This window comes from uncultured Alloprevotella sp., from assembly GCF_963536905.1.
GTDB lineage: Bacteria > Bacteroidota > Bacteroidia > Bacteroidales > Bacteroidaceae > Alloprevotella.
The window spans coordinates 1-20684 of the sequence record NZ_CAUTBW010000013.1 but is presented as its reverse complement, the minus strand read 5'-3'; the positions used below and the strand labels follow the sequence as shown (position 1 = coordinate 20684).

At 38.9% G+C, this 20684-nt stretch carries 17 protein-coding genes; 4 read left to right on the top strand and 13 right to left on the bottom strand.

Annotated features, from left to right (window positions below; all coding sequences use genetic code 11):
- Positions 1 to 22 precede the first annotated feature (22 nt).
- The 5 genes from pgeF to ABLA33_RS03580 all read right to left on the bottom strand — a co-directional run bounded on the left by pgeF (position 23) and on the right by ABLA33_RS03580 (position 5472).
- Positions 23 to 781 (bottom strand): peptidoglycan editing factor PgeF, encoded by a 759-nt coding sequence (gene pgeF, locus ABLA33_RS03600; protein WP_347719272.1) that lies wholly within the window; start codon positions 779 to 781, stop codon positions 23 to 25.
- Positions 774 to 1925: a GTPase ObgE gene (obgE, locus tag ABLA33_RS03595; protein ID WP_347719271.1), complete on the bottom strand. Its 1152-nt coding sequence runs from the start codon at positions 1923 to 1925 to the stop codon at positions 774 to 776. The genes pgeF and obgE overlap by 8 nt, the downstream gene beginning before the upstream one ends.
- 114 nt (positions 1926 to 2039) lie before the next feature.
- Complete coding sequence (locus ABLA33_RS03590; protein WP_311490949.1) at positions 2040 to 2609, bottom strand: adenylate kinase; 570 nt, start codon at positions 2607 to 2609, stop codon at positions 2040 to 2042.
- Between the two features lie 30 nt (positions 2610 to 2639).
- Positions 2640 to 3173 carry a hypoxanthine phosphoribosyltransferase gene (gene hpt, locus ABLA33_RS03585; RefSeq protein ID WP_347719270.1) on the bottom strand — a complete coding sequence of 178 codons (534 nt, stop codon included), beginning with the start codon at positions 3171 to 3173 and terminating at the stop codon, positions 2640 to 2642.
- 139 nt (positions 3174 to 3312) lie between these two features.
- A complete protein-coding gene (locus tag ABLA33_RS03580) occupies positions 3313 to 5472 on the bottom strand; it encodes an elongation factor G (protein ID WP_311490966.1) in 2160 nt (719 codons plus the stop codon).
- Between the two features lie 268 nt (positions 5473 to 5740).
- On the opposite strand from ABLA33_RS03580, the gene serC reads away from it, so the two are divergent.
- From serC to ABLA33_RS03565, 3 genes are all read left to right on the top strand, one after another.
- Positions 5741 to 6808 (top strand): 3-phosphoserine/phosphohydroxythreonine transaminase, encoded by a 1068-nt coding sequence (serC, locus tag ABLA33_RS03575; RefSeq protein ID WP_347719269.1) that lies wholly within the window; start codon positions 5741 to 5743, stop codon positions 6806 to 6808.
- A 91-nt stretch (positions 6809 to 6899) separates the two neighbouring features.
- On the top strand, positions 6900 to 7820 hold the full coding sequence (locus ABLA33_RS03570; protein ID WP_347719268.1) for a 3-phosphoglycerate dehydrogenase: 921 nt from the start codon (positions 6900 to 6902) through the stop codon (positions 7818 to 7820).
- A 90-nt stretch (positions 7821 to 7910) separates the two neighbouring features.
- Complete coding sequence (locus tag ABLA33_RS03565) at positions 7911 to 9161, top strand: DUF1015 domain-containing protein (protein WP_347719267.1); 1251 nt, start codon at positions 7911 to 7913, stop codon at positions 9159 to 9161.
- Positions 9162 to 9299: 138 nt separating this feature from the next.
- Here ABLA33_RS03565 and ABLA33_RS03560 read toward each other — a convergent pair whose 3' ends face one another.
- From ABLA33_RS03560 to uvrB, 5 genes are all read right to left on the bottom strand, one after another.
- Positions 9300 to 10928 carry an Rne/Rng family ribonuclease gene (locus tag ABLA33_RS03560; RefSeq protein ID WP_347719266.1) on the bottom strand — a complete coding sequence of 543 codons (1629 nt, stop codon included), beginning with the start codon at positions 10926 to 10928 and terminating at the stop codon, positions 9300 to 9302.
- Between the two features lie 263 nt (positions 10929 to 11191).
- Entirely contained in the window at positions 11192 to 11464 is a 273-nt protein-coding gene (locus ABLA33_RS03555) for an HU family DNA-binding protein (RefSeq protein WP_311490955.1), read from the bottom strand.
- 87 nt (positions 11465 to 11551) lie between these two features.
- Entirely contained in the window at positions 11552 to 11995 is a 444-nt protein-coding gene (rpiB, locus tag ABLA33_RS03550; RefSeq protein ID WP_311490956.1) for a ribose 5-phosphate isomerase B, read from the bottom strand.
- An 18-nt stretch (positions 11996 to 12013) separates the two neighbouring features.
- Complete coding sequence (locus ABLA33_RS03545) at positions 12014 to 13132, bottom strand: hypothetical protein (RefSeq protein WP_347719265.1); 1119 nt, start codon at positions 13130 to 13132, stop codon at positions 12014 to 12016.
- 63 nt (positions 13133 to 13195) lie between these two features.
- Positions 13196 to 15223: an excinuclease ABC subunit UvrB gene (gene uvrB, locus ABLA33_RS03540; protein ID WP_347719264.1), complete on the bottom strand. Its 2028-nt coding sequence runs from the start codon at positions 15221 to 15223 to the stop codon at positions 13196 to 13198.
- A 464-nt stretch (positions 15224 to 15687) separates the two neighbouring features.
- Between uvrB and ABLA33_RS03535 the strand changes: the two genes are divergently transcribed.
- Entirely contained in the window at positions 15688 to 15873 is a 186-nt protein-coding gene (locus ABLA33_RS03535) for a hypothetical protein (RefSeq protein WP_347719263.1), read from the top strand.
- 166 nt (positions 15874 to 16039) lie between these two features.
- Here the strand turns inward: ABLA33_RS03535 and ABLA33_RS03530 are convergent, their stop codons facing one another.
- Genes ABLA33_RS03530 through ABLA33_RS03520 form a run of 3 tightly spaced genes read right to left on the bottom strand, consistent with a single transcriptional unit; the run spans position 16040 to position 20562 of the window.
- Complete coding sequence (locus tag ABLA33_RS03530; protein WP_347719262.1) at positions 16040 to 16606, bottom strand: metallophosphatase domain-containing protein; 567 nt, start codon at positions 16604 to 16606, stop codon at positions 16040 to 16042.
- Between the two features lie 4 nt (positions 16607 to 16610).
- A complete protein-coding gene (locus tag ABLA33_RS03525; protein WP_347719261.1) occupies positions 16611 to 18923 on the bottom strand; it encodes a DUF262 domain-containing protein in 2313 nt (770 codons plus the stop codon).
- A complete protein-coding gene (locus tag ABLA33_RS03520) occupies positions 18913 to 20562 on the bottom strand; it encodes a DUF262 domain-containing HNH endonuclease family protein (RefSeq protein WP_347719260.1) in 1650 nt (549 codons plus the stop codon). Before ABLA33_RS03520 ends, ABLA33_RS03525 begins: the two co-directional genes overlap by 11 nt.
- Between the last annotated feature and the right edge of the window lie 122 nt (positions 20563 to 20684).

Below are 20684 nucleotides of genomic sequence, written 5' to 3'. Positions count from 1 at the left end.
CGCAAAGGTAATGAAAAACTCATCACTTTAATAGAATACCTGTGTATATTCGACCTGAGTCTATACCAAGACGGCGTGCTGAGAAGAAAGTATCGTAGTCATTGTAGGTACAAATGTTTGCAACAGAAATATTTTCCATTTCTACGCCTGTTTCGACTAGAAGATTGAAATTTGCTGCCCACAAATCAATGTGCCATTTCTCTTGACGTTCTGCAATTTCCGACATCGTAAAACCTGCAGTAGCAAAAGCATCATATACTTCTTCACCGACCTCGAAGGCTTCTTTACTGATACTTGGACCTATAATAGCTTTGAGGTCTAGAGGGCATGAGTTATAATGCTCTTGCATTTTTTGAATGGTTTTGCACACTATTTTTCCAACAGTTCCTCGCCATCCTGCATGAACTGCACCGATTGCCTGTTTTTTTGTATCGTAGAGGAGGATAGGAACACAGTCGGCTGTTGATATACCAATGCATAAATGCCTCTTATTGGTAATAACAGCATCTATGCCTTCTAGATCTGTATTCTTTGTATGTGATGTAATTGCTTGTACTGCTGTTAGATGAACTTGTCGTGGTACAATGATACGCTCACTAGGAATGTCAAGGAGTAGGCTGAGTCGCTTGCGATTTTCTTGCACGTTCTCGAGCCTATCATTACAGTAGTGAGATATATTAAAGGAGGAGTAGTTTCCTGTACTTACTCCTCCTTTTCTTGTTGTAGAGAATGCTCGAACTCTATTGTCAAGCGAATACTCAAAAATATCAGTTTCAGTCATCAAGAATTTCTATGTCTTCTAAGTCAAGAATGTCTTCATCTGTTTCATCCTCAAAGTCTGGTTCCCATTCCTCAAAGTCTTGATCTAGAATACGTACTTCACGATCGCGATGGATGAGACTCCCTCCTTCAGAAACAGCTTGTAATTTGTTACTCTCGCTATTGAGTTCTTTCCAAAGGCAATCTTTTAATTCTTGGATTCCTTTGTCCGCAACTGCTGAAATGAATACGACTGGAAGATCTGTGGGTAATTCGACACTCAGCAAATCGATAAGCTCCTCGTCTAAGAGGTCGGATTTAGTGATTGCTAAGACTCTGTGCTTATCGAGCATCTGAGGATTAAACTTTCCTAGCTCACCTAAGAGTACCTCGTATTCTTTTTTGATATCATCTGTGTCTCCAGGAACCATGAACAGTAAGAGAGAATTACGTTCAATATGACGGAGAAAGCGAAGTCCTAGTCCTTTTCCCTCGGCAGCTCCTTCAATGATACCAGGAATATCTGCCATAACAAAGCTTTGGTTGTCACGATAGGGGACAATGCCTAGACTCGGTTCCATCGTGGTGAAAGGATAATTGGCAATTTTGGGCTTTGCAGAAGAAACTGCAGAGAGAAGTGTGGATTTACCTGCATTGGGAAAACCAACGAGGCCAACATCTGCTAGCAACTTCAATTCCAGGATAACCATCATCTCTTGCATCGGTTCTCCGGGTTGTGCATAACGTGGTGTCTGATTAGTAGCAGTTCGGAAATGCCAATTGCCTTTTCCGCCACGCCCACCTTTTAGCAGCATCACGACTTGTCCATCTTCTGTAACATCGCAGATATATTTACCTGTTTCAGCATCGTAGGCAACTGTGCCGCAAGGGACGTCTATATAGCAGTCTTGCCCATCGGCACCATGCAGGAGAGATTTTCCGCCATTACCACCATGTCCAGCAAAAACATGACGCTCATAACGCAGGTGGAGAAGAGTCCAGTAGTTGTGATTTCCTCTTAAATATATGTTTCCACCGCGTCCTCCATCTCCTCCGTCGGGACCACCATTTGGTTGATACTTCGCACGGTGTAAATGCATCGAGCCGCGTCCTCCTTTTCCAGAACGACAATAAATTTTTACGTAGTCAACGAAGTTGGATTCCATATTTTTTCTTCGAGTGAGACCAAAGAGGTTAGATAAAATTTGAATAAAAAGAAAACGAACTACACATCCTCACTATTGGTGAGGTATTGTGTAATTCGTTTGTGTATAATGATTTTAGAGTTCGTTAATAACTTTACAAAGAGCTGCTTCGATTTCTTCGAGAGAACCAATACCCTTGATAGAATGACAAAGTCCTTCAGAAGTGTACCATTCAATGAGAGGACTTGTTTGATTCTTATAGACATTTAAACGCTTTTGAATTGTTTCTTCGTTATCGTCAGCGCGGCCAGAAGTTTTGCCACGATTGATAAGTCGAGCGATAAGTTCTTCTTCTGGAACATCAAGCTCGAGCATAGCACTAACTTCAGTATTTCTGTCAGCTAACATCTTCTTTAATGCTTCTGCTTGAGGTATGGTACGAGGAAAACCATCAAAGATAATACCATCGCAGGGACATAGACTATCGTATGTACTTGCGAGAATGTCAATCATCAGCGAGTCTGGAATTAACTGACCATTATCAATGTAATTTTTAGCAGTATTTCCCAGCTCTGTGCCTTTTTTTATTTCTCCACGCAAGACATCACCTGTTGAGATGTGTTTAAAACCATATCTCTTAACCAAAAGATCACTTTGAGTCCCCTTGCCTGAGCCTGGAGCACCAAAAATAACTAAATTTTTCATATTTTGAATTATCCTTTTGTGTGTTTCTTCTTATTTGATGGTGTATATTTCTGGTAAGTTTCTACCTTCACCATCATAATCAAGCCCGTAACCTACAATAAAGTCGTTGGGGATTTTGAAGCAGCAATAAGGAATGTCGAGATCTACCTTCAAATTTCCTGGTTTTACTAAGAGTGAGGCTATTTTGATACTGGCTGGATGACGTGCCTGCAACATTGCTAATAATTCCTCCATGGTTTTACCTGAATCAATAATATCCTCAACGATAACAATATGGCGGTCTTCTATGTTCTCATTTAAACCTATAAGTTCTTTTACGATGCCTGTTGATTTTGTTCCTGTATAGGAGGCCAACCGAACAAACGTAATTTCACAATCGGTAGAAATTCCTCGTATTAAATCTGCTGCAAAAACAAAAGCACCATTCAGTACGGCAAGAAATAGCGGTTTTTTGCCGTTAAGGTCTTTACTTATTTGTGCTGCTACTTCTGAGACGCGCTTCTGAATCTCTTCTCGAGAAATTGAAACGGTGAAAGTTTTGTCCTTTACCTGAATAGTTTCCATACTTGTTTTAGAAAATTTGCTGCGAAGGTACAATAAGTATGAAGAAACTCCAAATTACTCTTATTTTTTTCTACGGTATTGGGATCTATAAAAAGAGCCCTCCAAGATGAAATGGAGGGCTCTTCGCTTTTTAGAAGTGTTATGCTTCTTCTTCGTTCTGTTTTGAGAACTCTTCAATGAGTTTCTTCTGCAAATCTGTAGGTATTAGTTCATAAGAAGCAAACTTCATAATGAAACTAGCACGACCACCTGTTAAACTACTTAATGTAGTGGCGTAGTTAGACATTTCTTTCAAGGGGACTTTTGCTGATAACTTCTGATAGCCATTTTCATCTACCATACCAATAATCATACCTCGACGACCTTGTAAATCGCTCATTACATCACCCATTGCTTCTACTGGTGTGAAAACTTCAACGTCATAGATGGGTTCAAGAATTTTAGGACCTGCATCGCGAAACGCTTGACTGAAGGCGTTTCGACCAGCTAAAGTGAATGAAATTTCATTGGAATCAACTGGGTGCATTTTTCCGTCAAAAACTACAACTCGAACATCACGGGCATAAGAGCCTGTTAATGGCCCTTGCTCCATTCTGCTCATGATACCTTTAAGAATTGCAGGCATAAATCGAGTATCAATAGCTCCGCCAACAACGCTGTTAATAAATACCAATTTGCCACCCCATTCTAACGGAATTTCTTCTTTACCCTTGATGTTAACACGAATTTCCTGTCCACCAAAGTTGTAGCTTGTGGGATCTGGCATTCCTTCATGATAGGGTTCAACAATTAAGTGTACTTCACCGAATTGTCCTGCACCACCGGACTGTTTTTTATGTCGATAATCTCCTTTTGCAGACTTAGTGATTGTTTCGCGATAAGGAATTTTTTGTTCATAGAATTCAACGGGTATTTTATCGAGATTTTCTAAACGCCACTTAAGTGTACGAAGATGGAATTCTCCTTGTCCTTTGATAAGAGTCTGTCTTAACTCTTTACTTTGTTCAATAACCCATGTTGGGTCTTCAAGACGCATGCGCTGAATGGCTTGCATCATCTTTTCTGTGTCAGATTCATTGACAGCTTTAATGGCTCGTATGTATTTGGGCTCTGGATATTTTATCCAATTGAAACGATTCTCACAATTTGCTCCGTTTAGAGTGTTTCCCGTTCGTACGTCTTTTAGCTTGACTGTACATCCTATGTCGCCAGCTAGCATTTTTTCTACTTTATCGCGTTGAGCTCCTGCGCAAGTAAATATTTGTGCTATGCGTTCTTTTGTGCCTCTGTCTGCATTTGTGAGTTCATCTCCTTCTTTTAGAGTACCACTCATGACTTTAAAGTATTGTACTTCTCCGATATGTGGTTCTACTCCTGTTTTAAAGAAATAAACGCTTGTTGGCCCTTTGGGATCTAATAAGACTTCTTCACCTCTTGTGTTATGTACTGCAGGCATTTCGTCAACGAATGGTACTACATTACCAAGGAATTCCATTAAGCGACCGACCCCCATATTCTTATACGCGCATACACAGAATATAGGGAAAATGCTGCGAGTGACCATTCCTTTGCGAATACCTTCACGCATCTCATCTTCAGTAAGTTGTTCTGTTTCAAAGAATTTTTCCATGAGGTTTTCGTCATTTTCTGCTGCAGCTTCTACTAATGCTTTATGCATTTCTTGTGCTCGTTCCTTTTCCTCTGCAGGAATGTCTTCTATTGTAGGTTGTCCACCTTCTTCTCCCCATGTTAATTTTTTCATGAGAATAACGTCTATCAACGAATTGAAGTCTGGCCCCGTTTTTACAGGGTATTGTACAGGAATAGCTTTTGATCCATAAATACCTTGTAGTTGCTCTACTATATTATTATAATCGCAGAGCTCAGAATCTAATTGGTTGACGAGGAAGATAACAGGCTTCTGAAGTTTGTCTGTGTAGCGGAAGTGGTTTTGCGTACCTACTTCTGGACCGTATTGACCATTTATAAGAAGTATCGCAGTATCTGTGACATTAAGTGCCGTAATAGCCGCACCAACAAAATCATCAGATCCAGGACAATCGATGATATTTAATTTCTTGTTATTTCTTTCTACATGGAATATAGTGGAGAAGACTGAATATCCATAGTCTTGTTCAACAGGAAAATAGTCGCTAACGGTATTTTTCATGGTGATGCGCCCGCGGCGTTTTATGCGACCACTCTCATAGAGCAAAGCTTCAGTTAGTGTGGTCTTACCTGAGCCGTCATTACCTAACAGGGCAATGTTCTTAATGTCGTGAGAATCGTAAACTTTCATAGTGATGGCTTTTTGTTTTATTGAATAGGTATTATGCGGTGTGCCCGCAGTTGTAAATTTGTTTCGGCCGCAAAGTAGTGAGAATTTTGAAGTTGGCAAAATATAAAAACCATGTTGTATAACATATTTTTGACTGTGAAATCTATTTGTATAAATATGAAGTTATACTTTTTTGAAAATTTATTCGCATTATTTGGAGAAACCAGTAAATCTCCCTACATTCGCCAACGAAATAATTGTTTAACTAACATCTAATTATTCAACGGACATGAAGAAATATAATTTTGGTGCGGGCCCTTCAATTCTCCCGCAGGAAGTTATGAAAGCTACTGCTGAAGCATGTGTGGACTTTAATGGCATAGGTCTATCTCTGATGGAAATGAGCCATCGTAGTAAAGAATTTCAGGCTGTGATTGATGAGGCTCGAGATCTTATGAAAGAGCTTTTAGGCATTCCTGACGGGTATAGTGTATTATTCCTCGGAGGTGGCGCAAGTCTAGAGTTCTGTATGATCCCATACAACTTTCTCGAAAAAAAAGCAGTTTATGTAAATACAGGTGTATGGGCAACAAAAGCTCTAAAAGAGGCGAAGTTGTTTGGAGATGTTGTGGAAGTTGCGTCATCAAAGGATAAAAATTTTACATATTACCCTAAGAATTTTGAGATTCCACGAGATGCGGACTATTTACATGTTACTTCTAATAATACTATTTATGGTACTGAATATCTGAAAGATTTTGAATCTCCCATTCCTCTTATCTGTGATATGTCTAGTGACATTCTTTCTCGTCCAGTAGATGTAAGTAAGTATACGATGATATATGGGGGAGCACAAAAGAACATATCTATGGCAGGCGTAACCTTTGTAATTGTAAAAGATGAAGCTCTTGGTAAGGTTAGTAGAACTATTCCTACAATGCTAGATTATCGTACTCATGTTAAGAAGGGTTCTATGTTTAATACACCTCCTGTGATTCCTATTTATTCAGCTTTGCAAACACTTCGTTGGGTAAAAGCTCAAGGCGGTGTTTTAGAAATGAACCGTCGTGCTCAAGAACGTGCAGACTTACTTTATGCCGAAATTGATCGTAATAAGTGTTTTACGGGAACAGCAGTAAAAGAAGATCGTAGCCGTATGAATATTTGCTTCGTTATGGTAGACGAGTATAAAGAGCTAGAATCCGAATTCCTTGCTTTTGCCCTAGAACGTGGTATTTGGGGAATCAAGGGACACCGTGATGTGGGTGGCTTCCGTGCTTCATGCTATAATGCAATGCCATTAGAAGGTGTTAAGGCTTTAATTGCTTGTATGCAGGATTTTGAAGCAAAGCATTAAAAATAATTACAGAATGACAAGTTGAACAGTTCTTAGTATCTGTTCACTTGTCACTCTCTTATCCTTTACTAACTTTTATTTATTATTGACTATGAAAATTTTAGTTGCAACGCAAAAGCCCTTCGCCTCTGTCGCAGTTGAAGGTATTCGAGAAATTGTAGAAAAGGCAGGATTTGAACTAATTTTGTTAGAAAAATATACAGAAAAGTCAGAGTTACTTGAGGCAGTCAAAGATGCGAATGCAATTATCATTCGTTCTGATAAAATTGATGCTGAAGTCATGGACGCTGCTCCAGAATTGAAGATTATTGTCCGTGCTGGTGCAGGTTTTGACAATGTTGATTTGCAAGCTGCAACGCAACATGGTATTGTTGTAATGAATACTCCTGGACAGAATTCAAATGCTGTTGCAGAACTTGTTTTTGGCCTTCTTCTATTTACTGTTCGTAATCATTATAATGGCAAATCCGGAACGGAATTGATGGGTAAGAAATTAGGACTTTTAGCTTTTGGAAACGTTCCTCAAAATGTGGCTCGTGTGGCTAAAGGATTTGGAATGGAAGTTTATGCTTATGATGCTTATTGTCCGCAAGAAATTTTTGTTCAGCACGGCGTAATACAAGTGAATTCCGCAGAAGAATTATTCCGTATATGTGATGTTGTAAGTCTTCATATTCCTTCTACTCCAGAGACCAAGAATAGTATTAATGCTAAGTTGATTGCTTCCATGAGACCAAATGCAATTCTTGTTAATACAGCTCGTCAAGATGTAATTAATGAATCTGAACTCATTAGTATTTTACAAGAGCGTACAGATTTGCGCTATATTAGTGATCTTCAACTTGCAGCCGATAAGGAGGCTTGCGAAAAACTCGGCGATCGCTACTTTGCAACTCCTAAGAAGATGGGAGCTCAAACTGCAGAGGCTAATATCAATGCAGGGCTTGCAGCTGCAAATCAGATTGTTGATTTTTTCAAAGACGGAGTGACTCGTTTCCAAGTTAATAAGTAAGTATTATACAATGTGTAAGATGAGATATTTAATGAACTCATCTCCTTTTATCCTATCTTTTATCTTTAAAATAATTCATTTCAAAATCTTATGGCAAGAATCAAACCTTTCAAGGGAATTCGTCCTCCCAAAGAATTAGTTGAGCAAATAGAATGTCGTCCTTATGATGTACTAGATTCTGATGAGGCACGTGCCGAAGCTGGCGATAATGAAATGTCGCTTTATCATATTATTAAACCTGAAATCAATTTTCCTGAAGGAACTAGTGAGTATGACTCTCGCGTTTATAAAAGTGGAGCAGAACAATTCTTAAAATTTCAAGCAAAAGGCTGGCTTCTACAAGATAAAAAGGAAAACTACTACCTTTATGCGCAAACAATGAATGGGTATACACAATATGGTTTTGTTGTTTGTTGTCATGTCCAAGATTATCTTAATAATGTAATTAAGAAGCACGAACTAACTCGTCGTGATAAAGAGGAAGATCGAATGAAGCATATCCGCAATACACGTGCAAATATAGAGCCTGTATTCCTTGCTTATAAAGAGCGTCCTATACTTACGGAAATCATAAATCGTTATGCCACTCAAAAGCCTGAGTATGATTTTATTGCTCCTATAGATGGGTTTGGACATCGTTTTTGGCTAATTGAAGACGAGAAAGATATTTTTATGATTACTGCTGAATTTGAGCAGATGGATGCTCTTTATATTGCTGATGGGCATCATAGATCTGCAGCTGCAGCTCTAGTAGGCCAGGAGATAGCTAAGCAGAATCCTAAAAATACAGGTGAGGAAGAATATAATTTCTATATGGCTGTATGTTTCCCTGAAAATCAACTTACAATCCTTGGTTATAATCGTGTTGTTACAGATTTGAATGGACTTACTCCACAGGAGTTTCTTGCAGCACTTGATGCTGACTTTATTGTTGAAGATCTCGGTATTAAAGAATATGCTCCGCAACAATTTCATGAATTCTCTCTTTATTTAGAAGGGCATTGGTATAAGCTTCAGGCTCGTCCTGGTACCTTTGAACCGTCAGATCCTATAGGCGTCCTTGACGTAGATATTTCGTCTAGATTGATTCTTGATAAACTGCTTAATATTACAGATTTACGTGGGGATCATCGTATAGATTTTGTTGGTGGTCTCCGCGGCGTAGGCGAATTGAAGCGTCGTGTAGATAGTGGTGAAATGAAAGCTGCACTTGCTTTATATCCTGTTACGATGCAGCAAATTATTGCTATTGCAGATGCAGGTCGGATTATGCCCCCTAAGGCTACATGGTTTGAGCCAAAACTTCGCAGTGGCCTTATAATTCATAAGCTCGACAACTGACTTTCGTAAATAATTCTACGTTGAGCATATAACTTTCGTGATATATATTATTAATTTTGCAGAGTTAATGTGGTATCACTTAATGAAATAAAGAAGGCAAAGCTTTGATGAACTTTGCCTTCTTTTTATTACATGACTTTATGCCATTTCTTTAACTTCTCTCATATCGATTTCTTCGCCTTTGTCATTATAGAATTGATACTGTAAATAGGCTAGTCCTTCATCGGGAGTGAGTTGTATGCTTGTTTTATATTTAAATTGCCACTTTCGTTTAAGAGAAATTAAACCTTTATTGAGGTAAGCAGCAACATAAGGATGAACGTGTAGTCGGATTCGCTTGAAATGAAGCTGTTGTGATAATTGTCGTATTTTTCCTTCAAGTAAGTCAGTAAAGAGGATGCTTGGCTTTATTTTACCTGAACCTCCACAAGTAGGGCAGATCTCTTCAACATTAGGCTCTTCTATGGGGCGGACGCGTTGTCTCGTAATTTGCATAAGTCCAAATTTAGACAAAGGAAGGATATTATGACGGGCGCGATCGCCCTTCATATTTTCTACCATGCGTTCATATAACTTCTGTCTGTTTTCTGGTTGAGCCATGTCAATAAAGTCAACAACAATAATTCCCCCCATATCACGTAGACGTAATTGGCGGGCAAGTTCATCGGCTGCACCTAAGTTTACATCAAGTGCATTCACTTCTTGTCCTTCAGGAGAACGCGAACGATTACCGCTATTGACATCGACCACATGAAGAGCTTCAGTGTGTTCGATAATTAGATATGCACCATGTTTGTAAGTTACAGTACGACCAAAGGAACTTTTTATCTGTCGAGTAACGGAGAAATTATCAAAAATAGGGACATTTCCTTGATACAATTTTACGATATCTAGGCGCGTAGGAGCAATCATGGAAACATAAGCACGAATATCATCAAAAACTTCTTTATTGTTAATATAGATGTTTTCGTAAGAGGGGTTGAAGAGATCACGAAGCAGAGCCACAGCTCGACTCGTTTCTTCATAGCAAAGGGTTGGTCTATAATTTTGTAAGGCTTGTTGCGGAGATTTTGCTTCAGCTTCTATTTTCTTTTGTGCTTGACGTGCTTTCCGCACCTTGTTGATAGTCTCTTCCCAACGTCGGTGAAGGATTTTGATTTCCAAGTCGAGTTCGCTTGCTCGTTTGCCTTCTGCAACAGTTCGGATTATGACACCAAACCCTTTTGGCTTAATACTGTGAATAAGTTGTTTGAGGCGAGCACGCTCTTGACTACTCTTGATTTTTGAGGAAACGGAGATCTTGTCACTAAAAGGAATTAGGACAAGAAATCTTCCTGGGAAACTAATATCACAACTTACACGAGGGCCTTTTGTAGATATTGGCTCTTTTTGAATCTGAACGAGTACTTCTTGTCCTTGTTTTACAATATTCTGAACGCTTCCTTCCTTTTCAAGATCGCTTTGTCCCAGAGCTTTTGTGATGGAAACGTCTTTTGTTCCATCCCCCAGTAGGCTCATGTATTTATCTAATGAGCGATAGCGAATACCCAAATCTAGATAATGGAGGAATGCATCCCGCTCATATCCGACATTCACGAAACAAGCATTAAGCCCTGGCATGATTTTTTTGACTTTTGCAAGATAGATATTACCCACAGAAAAATGTGCTTCACGTCCTTCTTGTTGATATTCGACGAGGCGCTTATCTTCAAGTAGAGCGATCGATATTTCTTTGGTGCGAACATCTACTATTACTTCACTTGTCATAATCTTTTGTGAGGTTTAATGTTTTAGTTCGTAGTTTACAAAAAAGAGAATTGAGAAATAGGATGACTCTATGAAGGTGTCTCCATGAAGTTTGAATCCTGTTTCGCAATCCTCAATTAATGAGTCGTCTTTGGAGACTACTTGCTCTTATGACGATTCTTTCTCAGGCGTTTTTTACGCTTGTGTGTAGACATCTTGTGTCTTTTTTTCTTCTTACCGTTTGGCATAATCTTATATTTTTTACCGTTAAAATGTGAATAATCTTATTTTACTAGTTGACTGAATTCTTTCGAGGGTTTGAACGCAGGAATATTGTGTTCAGGAATAATGAGCGTTGTGTTCCGAGTAATGTTTCGTCCCGTCTTCTGTGCACGTTTCTTGAGTATGAAACTACCGAATCCACGGAGATAAACATTTTTCTCTTCAGCGAGAGAATCTTTCACTGTCTCCATAAAGGCTTCAACGATATTGAGAACAGTGCGTTTATCCAAGCCTGTTTTTTCAGAAATGGTGTATACTAAATCTGCTTTAGTCATTTTTGCATCAATTGTTTGTTTCTACTTATTTTTAGCGAGTGCAAAGATAGTGCAAAAGGCTTGAAGCACAAAGAAGAAGCTCGAAAATCACGCTTTCGGAATGGGAATTTTCTCAATTCTGCGTGTGTGGCGTCCTCCTTCAAAAGCAGTGTAGAGGAATTCGTCCATGATATTCTTGGCCTCTTCTTCATTGATAAATCTACCTGGCATACACAAAACGTTCGCATCGTTATGCTGCCGGGTGAGATGAGCAATTTCTGGAATCCAAACGAGTGCAGCTCTGATTTTTTGATGCTTATTGAGAGTCATGCTAATACCTTCTCCACTACCGCAGATGGCAATGCCGCGTTTTATTTCTCCCTTTTCAATTGCAGTGGCTAAAGCGTGGGCATAGTCGGGATAGTCGCAGCTTTCTTCTGAGTTCGTCCCAAAATCTTCCCATTCTAATCCTTTTTGTTTTAGATAAGTTTTGACAAATTCTTTTAGTTTGAAGCCTGCATGATCGCAGGCTAGTCCTATTTTTTCTGACATAATTATATGATTTGTATGTTATTTTTTTTGAAGAAATTCTTCTGTTTCTGATACTGAGTAATTAAGCTCACGAGCTATTTTATACAAATAAATTTTTTCATTGACACTGATTTTATTACTGATATGAATGATCTCGATAAGTAGTCTCATTAGTTGAGTGGAGCAAATAGGGTCGTCCTTAAATTTACTGAAATCTACTTTGAATACATGTCCTTCACGAAGATTCTCTGCAAAGGATTCCTTTTCTGTATTTATAAGTGTAGTATGCTGTATATAGTGGAAGATAAAATGTTGTTTCTTCTCTTTATTCAGCTCATTCATAGAGCTCATATTAATCAGTGCTTTGACAACGAGGTGCTCAATGTCATCTGTTGGCATCTGCATCTTTGTTTTAGAAGTCTCTGCTCCCAATAAATCGAATTGAGTGTGTAAGGTCTTTTGCAAACGTTGTGCACCAGGATAAAATGTTGCGTAGGTGACGGTTCCTGAAATAATGCCGCCAATAATTGGAATGAATTTTCCAATGGTTTTTGGTACTGAGTTTTTAGAGAGATCAACGCCTATGTGTTGAGCCACTTGTCTGACTAGTGGGTAGTAGATAGAGCGGGTAAGAACTTTTTGAGGTACTTTCTTCGATATTTGTATTGTAAGGTCTAAACAAATATCGCGCAGTGCTTTGTTTGCAATCTCAGTCCCCATCATCGTGCCAACGAAGAGGGTAAGCATATCCATCATGTCGTCCGTGACTTGTGGATTTCCTTTTTCATCTGTTTCTCTAAGGTCAGGAAAGCCATATAAGTATGCAAGCTTTTGTGCAAGAACAAAGACGTGGTAATAATATTGTGCTAAATCCGTTGGGATAGATGCCAAGATGGTCGGTCCACCAGGAATTCCCGTTAGAGTTGAAAGTGTTGTAACTGCACGAGTGTGGTATTTTATAAGGCGTGTTGCTAAATTATCAATGACAGAACATTTAATGACTGCGGCAGGACGTAACTCCAGTACTTTACTTATCTTGTCTGGGGGGAGCGCTTCGTTGAGAGTGGAAGAGAGAAACTCTTTACGATCAACGCATACACCAGGAATAGTTAGTGCAGCTTTCATTATTTTATTCCATAAATTTGCTTTTCTCATCATAGCCTTGTTCGATTTCGTTTGTTGCAAAGTTATGCTTTCTAAACTTGAAATACAAATAATTACTTATTTCTTGTCAAGTGCTAATAGCTCATCTCGTATTTGAGCAGCCAAGATAAAATCAAACTTGTGAGCTGCCTCCGTCATCATTTTCTGAAGACGTTCCTTCCGTTGTTCGAGCGGTTCTTCTGCTCCGTAAATAGCATCAGCTTCTGCTGCAATACTTGTGGTATTATTAAAATCTCCTGATAGCGCTTCTCTATAAATGTCTTTCTCCTGCTGTTGTTCTTCTGAAATCTTGGCTAATTCATTCCTACCAATGCTCTTCTTGATTGGAGAAGGTTGGATACCATGTTTTTGATTATATTCTATTTGTTTGGCCCTGCGACGATTTGTTTCATCAATTGTTTGTTGCATAGCTCCTGTAACCTTGTTGGCATACATGATGACACGACCGTTTACATTACGGGCTGCACGTCCAGCTGTCTGTGTGAGGCTTCGAGCATTTCTAAGAAAACCCTCTTTATCTGCATCAAGAATAGCTACAAGAGCAACTTCAGGAAGATCTAGTCCCTCACGCAATAGGTTAACCCCCACTAGAACTTGATACACTCCTCGGCGAAGATCTTCCATGATTCGCACTCGTTCTAGGGTGTCGACATCACTATGTATATAAGCCGTTCTAATACCTGCTTCAATGAAATATTCGCTTAATTCTTCTGCCATCTTTTTCGTTAGTGTAGTTACAAGTACACGTTCGTCAAGATGGATACAGGTTCTAATTTCATCCATTAGATCGTCTACGGGGAAATCATTAGAGCGTACCTCTATAGGTGGATCCAGCAGGCCAGTAGGTCGTATTATTTGTTCAACAACAACTCCTTCAGCTTCCTGCAGTTCATAATCTGCAGGTGTAGCTGATATGTAGATTACTTGATTCGCCATATCATGGAATTCATCAAAACTTAGTGGTCGGTTGTCGAGTGCTGCTGGCAAACGAAATCCGTAATTCACTAAAGCTTCTTTTCTGCTACGGTCTCCTTCGCGCATGGCTCTAATTTGGGGGACTGTCACATGGCTTTCATCTATGACAATGAGGAAGTCTTTTGGAAAGAAATCCAACAGACAGTAGGGACGAGTTCCTGCTTTTCGACCATCAAAGTACCGGCTATAATTTTCAATACCACTGCAATGTCCCAATTCTCTAATCATTTCTATATCATAGTTCACACGTTCACTCAGTCGTTTTGCCTCTAATGTTTTTCCCATGTTTTCAAAGTTCTCACATTGCAACATGAGATCATCCTGTATCTGTCGGATGGCCAGTTCTTGCGTCTCTTTTGATGTTAAGAAAAGATTTGCAGGATAAATCTTGTATTGATCGAAACTTCCTAAGCGAATTCCACTTTGTGCATCAATTTCTTCGATTGTTTCTATTTCGTCTCCCCAAAATGTTATGCGAAGAAGATCATCAGAGTAAGCTAAAAAAATATCGACAGTGTCACCGTTTACACGAAAATCTCCAGCTTTTGGAGCAACATCATTACGGATATATTGTCCGTCTACTAATCTTCGTAATAAGGTGTTGAGTACAAATGCTTTGCCTACTTTTAATTCTATCACATTTTCATAAAATGCTGCGGGATTTCCCATACCATAAATACAACTAACAGAACTAACTACGACAACATCCTTCCTACCGCTAAGCAAAGCTGAAAGAGATGCTAATCGCAACTTATCGATTTCTTCGTTGATCGCTAAGTCTTTCTCAATATATGTGTCAGTCTGAGCAATATAGGCTTCTGGCTGATAATAGTCATAATAAGATACATAATATTCTACTGCATTTTCAGGAAAGAATCCTTTAAATTCGTGATAGAGTTGTGCCGCTAATGTTTTATTGTGACTCAATACCAACGTAGGTTTGTTGAGATTTTTAATAACATTAGCTACTGTAAAAGTCTTTCCCGATCCAGTTACACCTAGAAGGACCTGTGCGCGGGCTCCTTCTCTAGCACAGGTTGTAAGCTGGTGGATAGCCTCAGGCTGATCACCCATTGGCTGATAGGCGGAATGTAATATAAACTCATTCATTATGTTTTTATCCTTAGAACCCACAAAGGTAAGACATCTTTTCTAATTTAATTATAAACTGTCTGCTAGAACGTGTGCAGATATTGAGAGGTAAATGCAACTCAGGCGATGCAATGGGGACAAATGATATTCTTATCATATTTTCTGTCACCATAAGGATATCTTCGATTATCTATATTGCTTTTCTTTATTTTCTTCAGAAGTGTTTTAGCTTTAGAAACTTTACTCTTTGAAGTTTGTCGGTTCTTACTAATAACCCCAATTCGGTTTAAGAAACTCATGAAAGGGAATTTCTTAAACCGAATTGGGGTTAAAATATTCTTGGAAGAGTTTAATCAAGCCGCAAAAACTGCCCTCATCAAAACACGCAAACCATCAATACCTATCGCGCATTAAGCAAAGGCAATTGCAAAGGCGATATAGAAGTGAATGGATATTGCTTTTTAGGTTACGAATATCCAGCAATGCACCCTATACAGACGGATAGGGCTAAGAAAGTGTGGGATATACTAAGTGGAGTTATCGATCATTATATGCCTAGCTATAACGACGGTATTTCGATACCGGGGTATCGTATTCAAAGCATGGCCGACTGCGAAAGGATAATCAAAGAAGATGAGGAGATATGGATGTCGGATAATGATAATTAGAACGAGGGATTGGATTTGGAATGGAGTAAGGACATGCACCTTATCCACGCTTGCAGTAAATTGAACGATATATTAGATTTTTCAATCTTCAATTCATTATGGGTGAGGAAGTTTGAAGTAGAAGTTACGGTAGATATAGACTTAACCGTATAGCCCAAAGTGGTCTTTATAAACAGAACACTTTAGGCTGATGGCACATTTTATAATGGTCGTCAAGAATTGCAGCATTTGAGAATGTTGTTTCTCCATGCTTTATTGTACCGTATGCCTCGTGCGCATGACCAAAAAAGTGGTACTTAGGGCTTATATCCATCACCTTGTTTTTCAATGGAGCATTGCCCCAATGTGTCCCGTTGGATTTGTCTAAAATCATACATGGAGGCTCATGCGTTACAAGGATGTCTATGTCGGTTGGTATCAATTGTTCTGAATGGTTGTAACCTAAGCCATAGAACTTCATCCCTTCTATCTCACAACCTCTATCCTGAAGAAAATGCACGTTGCTGGGCAAACCCTCAATATCAGCTGCTTCCCATAAACAAAGGTCATGATTACCAGTAACAAAAACTTTGTGCTTATATGGCAATTCTATCAGCCAGTTAAGGAAATCGAATACCTCTTGCTCTGTACCCATATCGGTAAAGTCGCCACAATGCACAAGAACATCGGCAGCTGGCAGATTAGCCAGTTGCCGATGACAGTTGTGTGTGTCAGAAATCTGAACAATAGTCATACTCTTAGTCCATTTGTTCTATTCTGCCTATCAACTCATCTAAGACATCTCGAACTTTTCCGTTGTCTAATTTATAATCAATCATTTTCTTCCATCGCTCTCCATTCCATTCCCATTCAGGCGTTGAGCAGATAGTGCTAAAGTACTCTCTTATGTTCTCTTCATCTGTTTTTCTACGGAAGAGTGTAATTGTACATTCTGTAACAGAGCAAACAACATCTATTGCTACATTTCTTTCAGTATTCTCTATTACAACACAATTGCCTATTTGTCCTTGATAATACCAAACCCTCCACTGAGGATATTTCTCATCGAACAATATGTTACCATTCTGCCACGTTGCACCTAATGAATACAATAAGTGGGCATTCTTTACTGCAAATGGCTTGCTCCAAGAGTTTTTGACCAAAATATGGTTTTTGCCATCATTACAAATAGTGTGTTTCGTGTTGCAATACTCAAGCAGATAAGGACAATGCACAAATTCTGCCCAATCTTGCTCTAGTGGGAACTCGTCGCACAATGATTTCAAATAGGTTTCAAGATCTGTTTCTGCGTTCTTTATACAATCATCAAAAAACTTTCTGAACGCTTCCGAGTTCTCCCATATCAGTTGATGCCAATCAGCCCAGCCCCATCCGAAGTTAAATTCATTACCTTGTTTAATTGGGTAGTTTGCCAATGAGCGAGTTAGCAGCGCACGCCTAACAAGATCGATGTTATCTTCGCAATTGCCTTCAAACAATCTATCAAACATATTTAAATAGCCATTGAACGCGTCAAGATGAAAACCGTTCTCAGCAGTAGCCCAGTCGATAAGTGGTTTTATTTCGCCTGCCCAGATGTGATGGCTCTTTATCTCATCTCTATTTTGAGCCTTCCAAAAAGCCTCTTCTATCGCTTCTCTATCACCAATATTCTCCTTCAGGATGGTTAATTTCAGCCTTTCTTCGTCTGTCAGAATGGTTTCAGAGATTTTAAGACACTTCTTGTTTTCTATTAGCTCCAAAACATCTTGATAGCTTTTAACCATCTCGATAGCATCATAAACCAAATCATTGACCGCTTTACCTACATCGCTTTTCCTTGCAATATTGTGCAAGAAATGATACCAACGCAGCAAGTTGCTATCTTTTGCTTCGGTAACATTCCATTGTAGACAGTAGGTCATTAACGGAAGTAATTGGAAGCAATCAAGCTGACTGATGGCTTTCTCACTCTCTTTAGGCGAAAGAAAATCTTTCTTTGGATATTTGGTGTTACCCCATTCATTAAACAGAAATTGTGTAACCTTCCAACACTCATAAACTTTTTTAAAAGCTATCTTCTCGTAAGGAAAGTGAGCTGTCTTTTGCTTCAAAACTTGTTGTAATGTTTCTTTATCAGCGTAAGACATTGTCACCCATCTCAGAAACTCATCAAACCCAGCTTCTGCCGTATCGTTGCCGTTACCTCTATTTTTCCAAAACCATGTTTCTATCTCTTCCCAGTCGATAGCTATTGTAGATGTATGCCCATCGGCATCAGTTCTCGCATATCCCTTATTGATGTCAGCATGAATAACCAATGGTTTCAGATTTTGGGTTGCCGTCAGTGGTTCGCCCGTTGTATTGATTACAACAAAGGTTTCTTCTCCGTTCTTACGGTTGCCCATATCATAATACATAAAGGTGAGTTGTGTAGTGAGGAATTTTCCAAACTCATAACACCATTCGGCTGTCTTATCCCCAAGTATGGTTTCCATCTTTTTCAATGCCCTCAACATACTTTGGATACTTGCATCGTCCTTGTAATCGTTGAAAAACCATTGTGCGCTTTCGATATTCTCTACATACTTTACATTCTCCTTGTCATTCGCTTCTTCGATAAAGAAATGGCAAACTAAATCGCTAAGAAAGTAGAGCGACGACTCGCGAATGGAATATTGCAAGTAAGGTTCTTTATCATCTTTGAGATATTCATAATCAGAGATGAGGAGTTTTCTAAAAGGATTACCCTCTACCTTTTTATTAAGCATTCCTATCAAGAGGTACAAGGTTGTGATGCGTTGCTGCCCATCACAAAGCTGAATATGGCTTTCGAGTGATTCATACCCATATATTAAGCCAAGGTTGAGTTTATTGTGTTGCTCTTGCTCAAATGATTGTATTAGATTGGTTGTAAAATCACTAACCAATTCAATCTTGTTTTTGGTATGCACCTCATCTCCCCAGCAATAATCTCGCTGCAAATCGGGTATGATAATTTTTCCTTCATCAGAGAATAGCTCTGACAAAGTGTAGTTTGTCCCTGTTATAAAGTTTATCTTATTCATCATACTTTTCTTTCAATTCTTGGTAATCGTTTTCGAATTTCTCTATCATTGCCTTCTTATTTTCTGATATGGCTGTTCCGTTCCAACCGCCTCTTTCAGCAAATACACATATTGTGTGTAAAAGATGACGGCTCTTGAACAGTTCTTTTCGGCTTGGGTTGAAGAACATTATTTTTTTTTCCTCAAAATCACTGTTGTTAAACATCGAATTTTCATTCTTATAGAGCAGTACCAAGTTGCCGATGCTATGCTCAGTTGTTGTAAGTCCGTCTGCGGTCGTAATATCCTCACGTTTTAGCGTAATATCTTCCTCGCTACATTCTTTATCATCGCCTCTAAACCATTTGCCCTCTTCGTCTTGATGTCCTACTTTCGATTTAGGATAGATATGCTCCAAAGAACGATTGCTCCATATATCAAAAATGAAGGCTCTCTCCTGCTTGATGTCTTCATCTATATTCAGCCTAAGCAAGAATTGAAAAGCTTTTTCAGAATTTTGTATATACAGGAAGTCATCGTTCAAAGCTTTCAAAGTATTCTCATATTTCTCGCTAAAGCTTTTTGCATCTTTCTTTATAATTTCATCGTGCGTCATACCCAAGAAAGCAAGCATATAATAATCCTTCAAGACTTTTTCATCATTTTGCTTATTTACAAAATAATGTTGAACAAACTTTATTCTGTTGTTCTCTCTCATTATCAATAAGATAGCACCTATTTGGTTGTGGGTAACAGGGTTGGTAAAAGCATCTTCAAACTGCTTTTGTAATCGTCGAAGCCCATCAAACGCCATCTTTGCATCGTGGGGAGTGCCATTTGGTAGACAAGAATTTCTGAAACTTTCAAAGTTGAGTACTTCTTTTGTCTTCATCGAAAGATAAGTGCTGATGAGCAGTCCCATAGTGTTATCGCACCTAAACAAGCGTTTCACGTCTTCTCTGTTCCACCAGTGTAGCCACTTATCCCATTCACGAGCATAACGACTTCTAAGCAAATTTAGTTCCCATTCGTGCGCTATACCGCCTGATTTCTCTTCACTTAATGATGCAAGGCGCAGTATCTCTGCTTTGATTATTTCTTCTTGCTGCATAACAGCCTTATTGCCATTCATCATGGTAAAAACTCTCTTGGCTTGCTCTTCATTGGGAACATTGATGTACAAGAATGTTACTTTCTTGAGTACGAAGGCTAAGAACGCCTCTTTATCTATATCCTGAAGCTTGTCTGCAATGATGCGAAGCGTTTTCTTAAAGAAATAATGGTCTTGATAAGGTTCATTTTCATCAGCCTCAATATCTTCCAAGTTAAGTTCTTTAAGAAACTTGCTCGATGCCTCACGAACCTTGTACATTATATCAAACTTCTCGCTATATCCCAACCATTTCAGTAAAAGATAAAGAAAGGTGGTGCGTTGCTGCCCGTCAATGAGTATGATTTCATCTTCGTACTCCGTAACAGTAACCCCTTGAAGGAATACCTCAAATTTGTTCTTATACCGTTGTATCAAATCATTCATCAGATACTCTACGGCGTTTGTCTTGCTCCTACCTTCTTGTCCCCAGATATAGCCACGCTGATAATCAGGAATGACAAAGGTTTTACCTTTAGAAAGGTATTCTTGTAAAGTAATAGTTGTTTTCATTTTATCATCAAGTTTTATCTACCTTGCAGACCCCCAAAGTGCTTTTTAAACACAGCACATATAGTGTATCTATAACTTTAATAATTAGATTTTTACGTTAGTGCTACAAATATAATAAAAAT

Coding starts and splice junctions, on each gene's coding strand:
- pgeF (WP_347719272.1), bottom strand. CDS start 781: ATGACTGAAACTGATATTTTTGAGTATTCGCTTGACAATAGAGTTCGA.
- obgE (WP_347719271.1), bottom strand. CDS start 1,925: ATGGAATCCAACTTCGTTGACTACGTAAAAATTTATTGTCGTTCTGGA.
- ABLA33_RS03590 (WP_311490949.1), bottom strand. CDS start 2,609: ATGAAAAATTTAGTTATTTTTGGTGCTCCAGGCTCAGGCAAGGGGACT.
- hpt (WP_347719270.1), bottom strand. CDS start 3,173: ATGGAAACTATTCAGGTAAAGGACAAAACTTTCACCGTTTCAATTTCT.
- ABLA33_RS03580 (WP_311490966.1), bottom strand. CDS start 5,472: ATGAAAGTTTACGATTCTCACGACATTAAGAACATTGCCCTGTTAGGT.
- serC (WP_347719269.1), top strand. CDS start 5,741: ATGAAGAAATATAATTTTGGTGCGGGCCCTTCAATTCTCCCGCAGGAA.
- ABLA33_RS03570 (WP_347719268.1), top strand. CDS start 6,900: ATGAAAATTTTAGTTGCAACGCAAAAGCCCTTCGCCTCTGTCGCAGTT.
- ABLA33_RS03565 (WP_347719267.1), top strand. CDS start 7,911: ATGGCAAGAATCAAACCTTTCAAGGGAATTCGTCCTCCCAAAGAATTA.
- ABLA33_RS03560 (WP_347719266.1), bottom strand. CDS start 10,928: ATGACAAGTGAAGTAATAGTAGATGTTCGCACCAAAGAAATATCGATC.
- ABLA33_RS03555 (WP_311490955.1), bottom strand. CDS start 11,464: ATGACTAAAGCAGATTTAGTATACACCATTTCTGAAAAAACAGGCTTG.
- rpiB (WP_311490956.1), bottom strand. CDS start 11,995: ATGTCAGAAAAAATAGGACTAGCCTGCGATCATGCAGGCTTCAAACTA.
- ABLA33_RS03545 (WP_347719265.1), bottom strand. CDS start 13,132: ATGATGAGAAAAGCAAATTTATGGAATAAAATAATGAAAGCTGCACTA.
- uvrB (WP_347719264.1), bottom strand. CDS start 15,223: ATGAATGAGTTTATATTACATTCCGCCTATCAGCCAATGGGTGATCAG.
- ABLA33_RS03535 (WP_347719263.1), top strand. CDS start 15,688: ATGCACCCTATACAGACGGATAGGGCTAAGAAAGTGTGGGATATACTA.
- ABLA33_RS03530 (WP_347719262.1), bottom strand. CDS start 16,606: ATGACTATTGTTCAGATTTCTGACACACACAACTGTCATCGGCAACTG.
- ABLA33_RS03525 (WP_347719261.1), bottom strand. CDS start 18,923: ATGATGAATAAGATAAACTTTATAACAGGGACAAACTACACTTTGTCA.
- ABLA33_RS03520 (WP_347719260.1), bottom strand. CDS start 20,562: ATGAAAACAACTATTACTTTACAAGAATACCTTTCTAAAGGTAAAACC.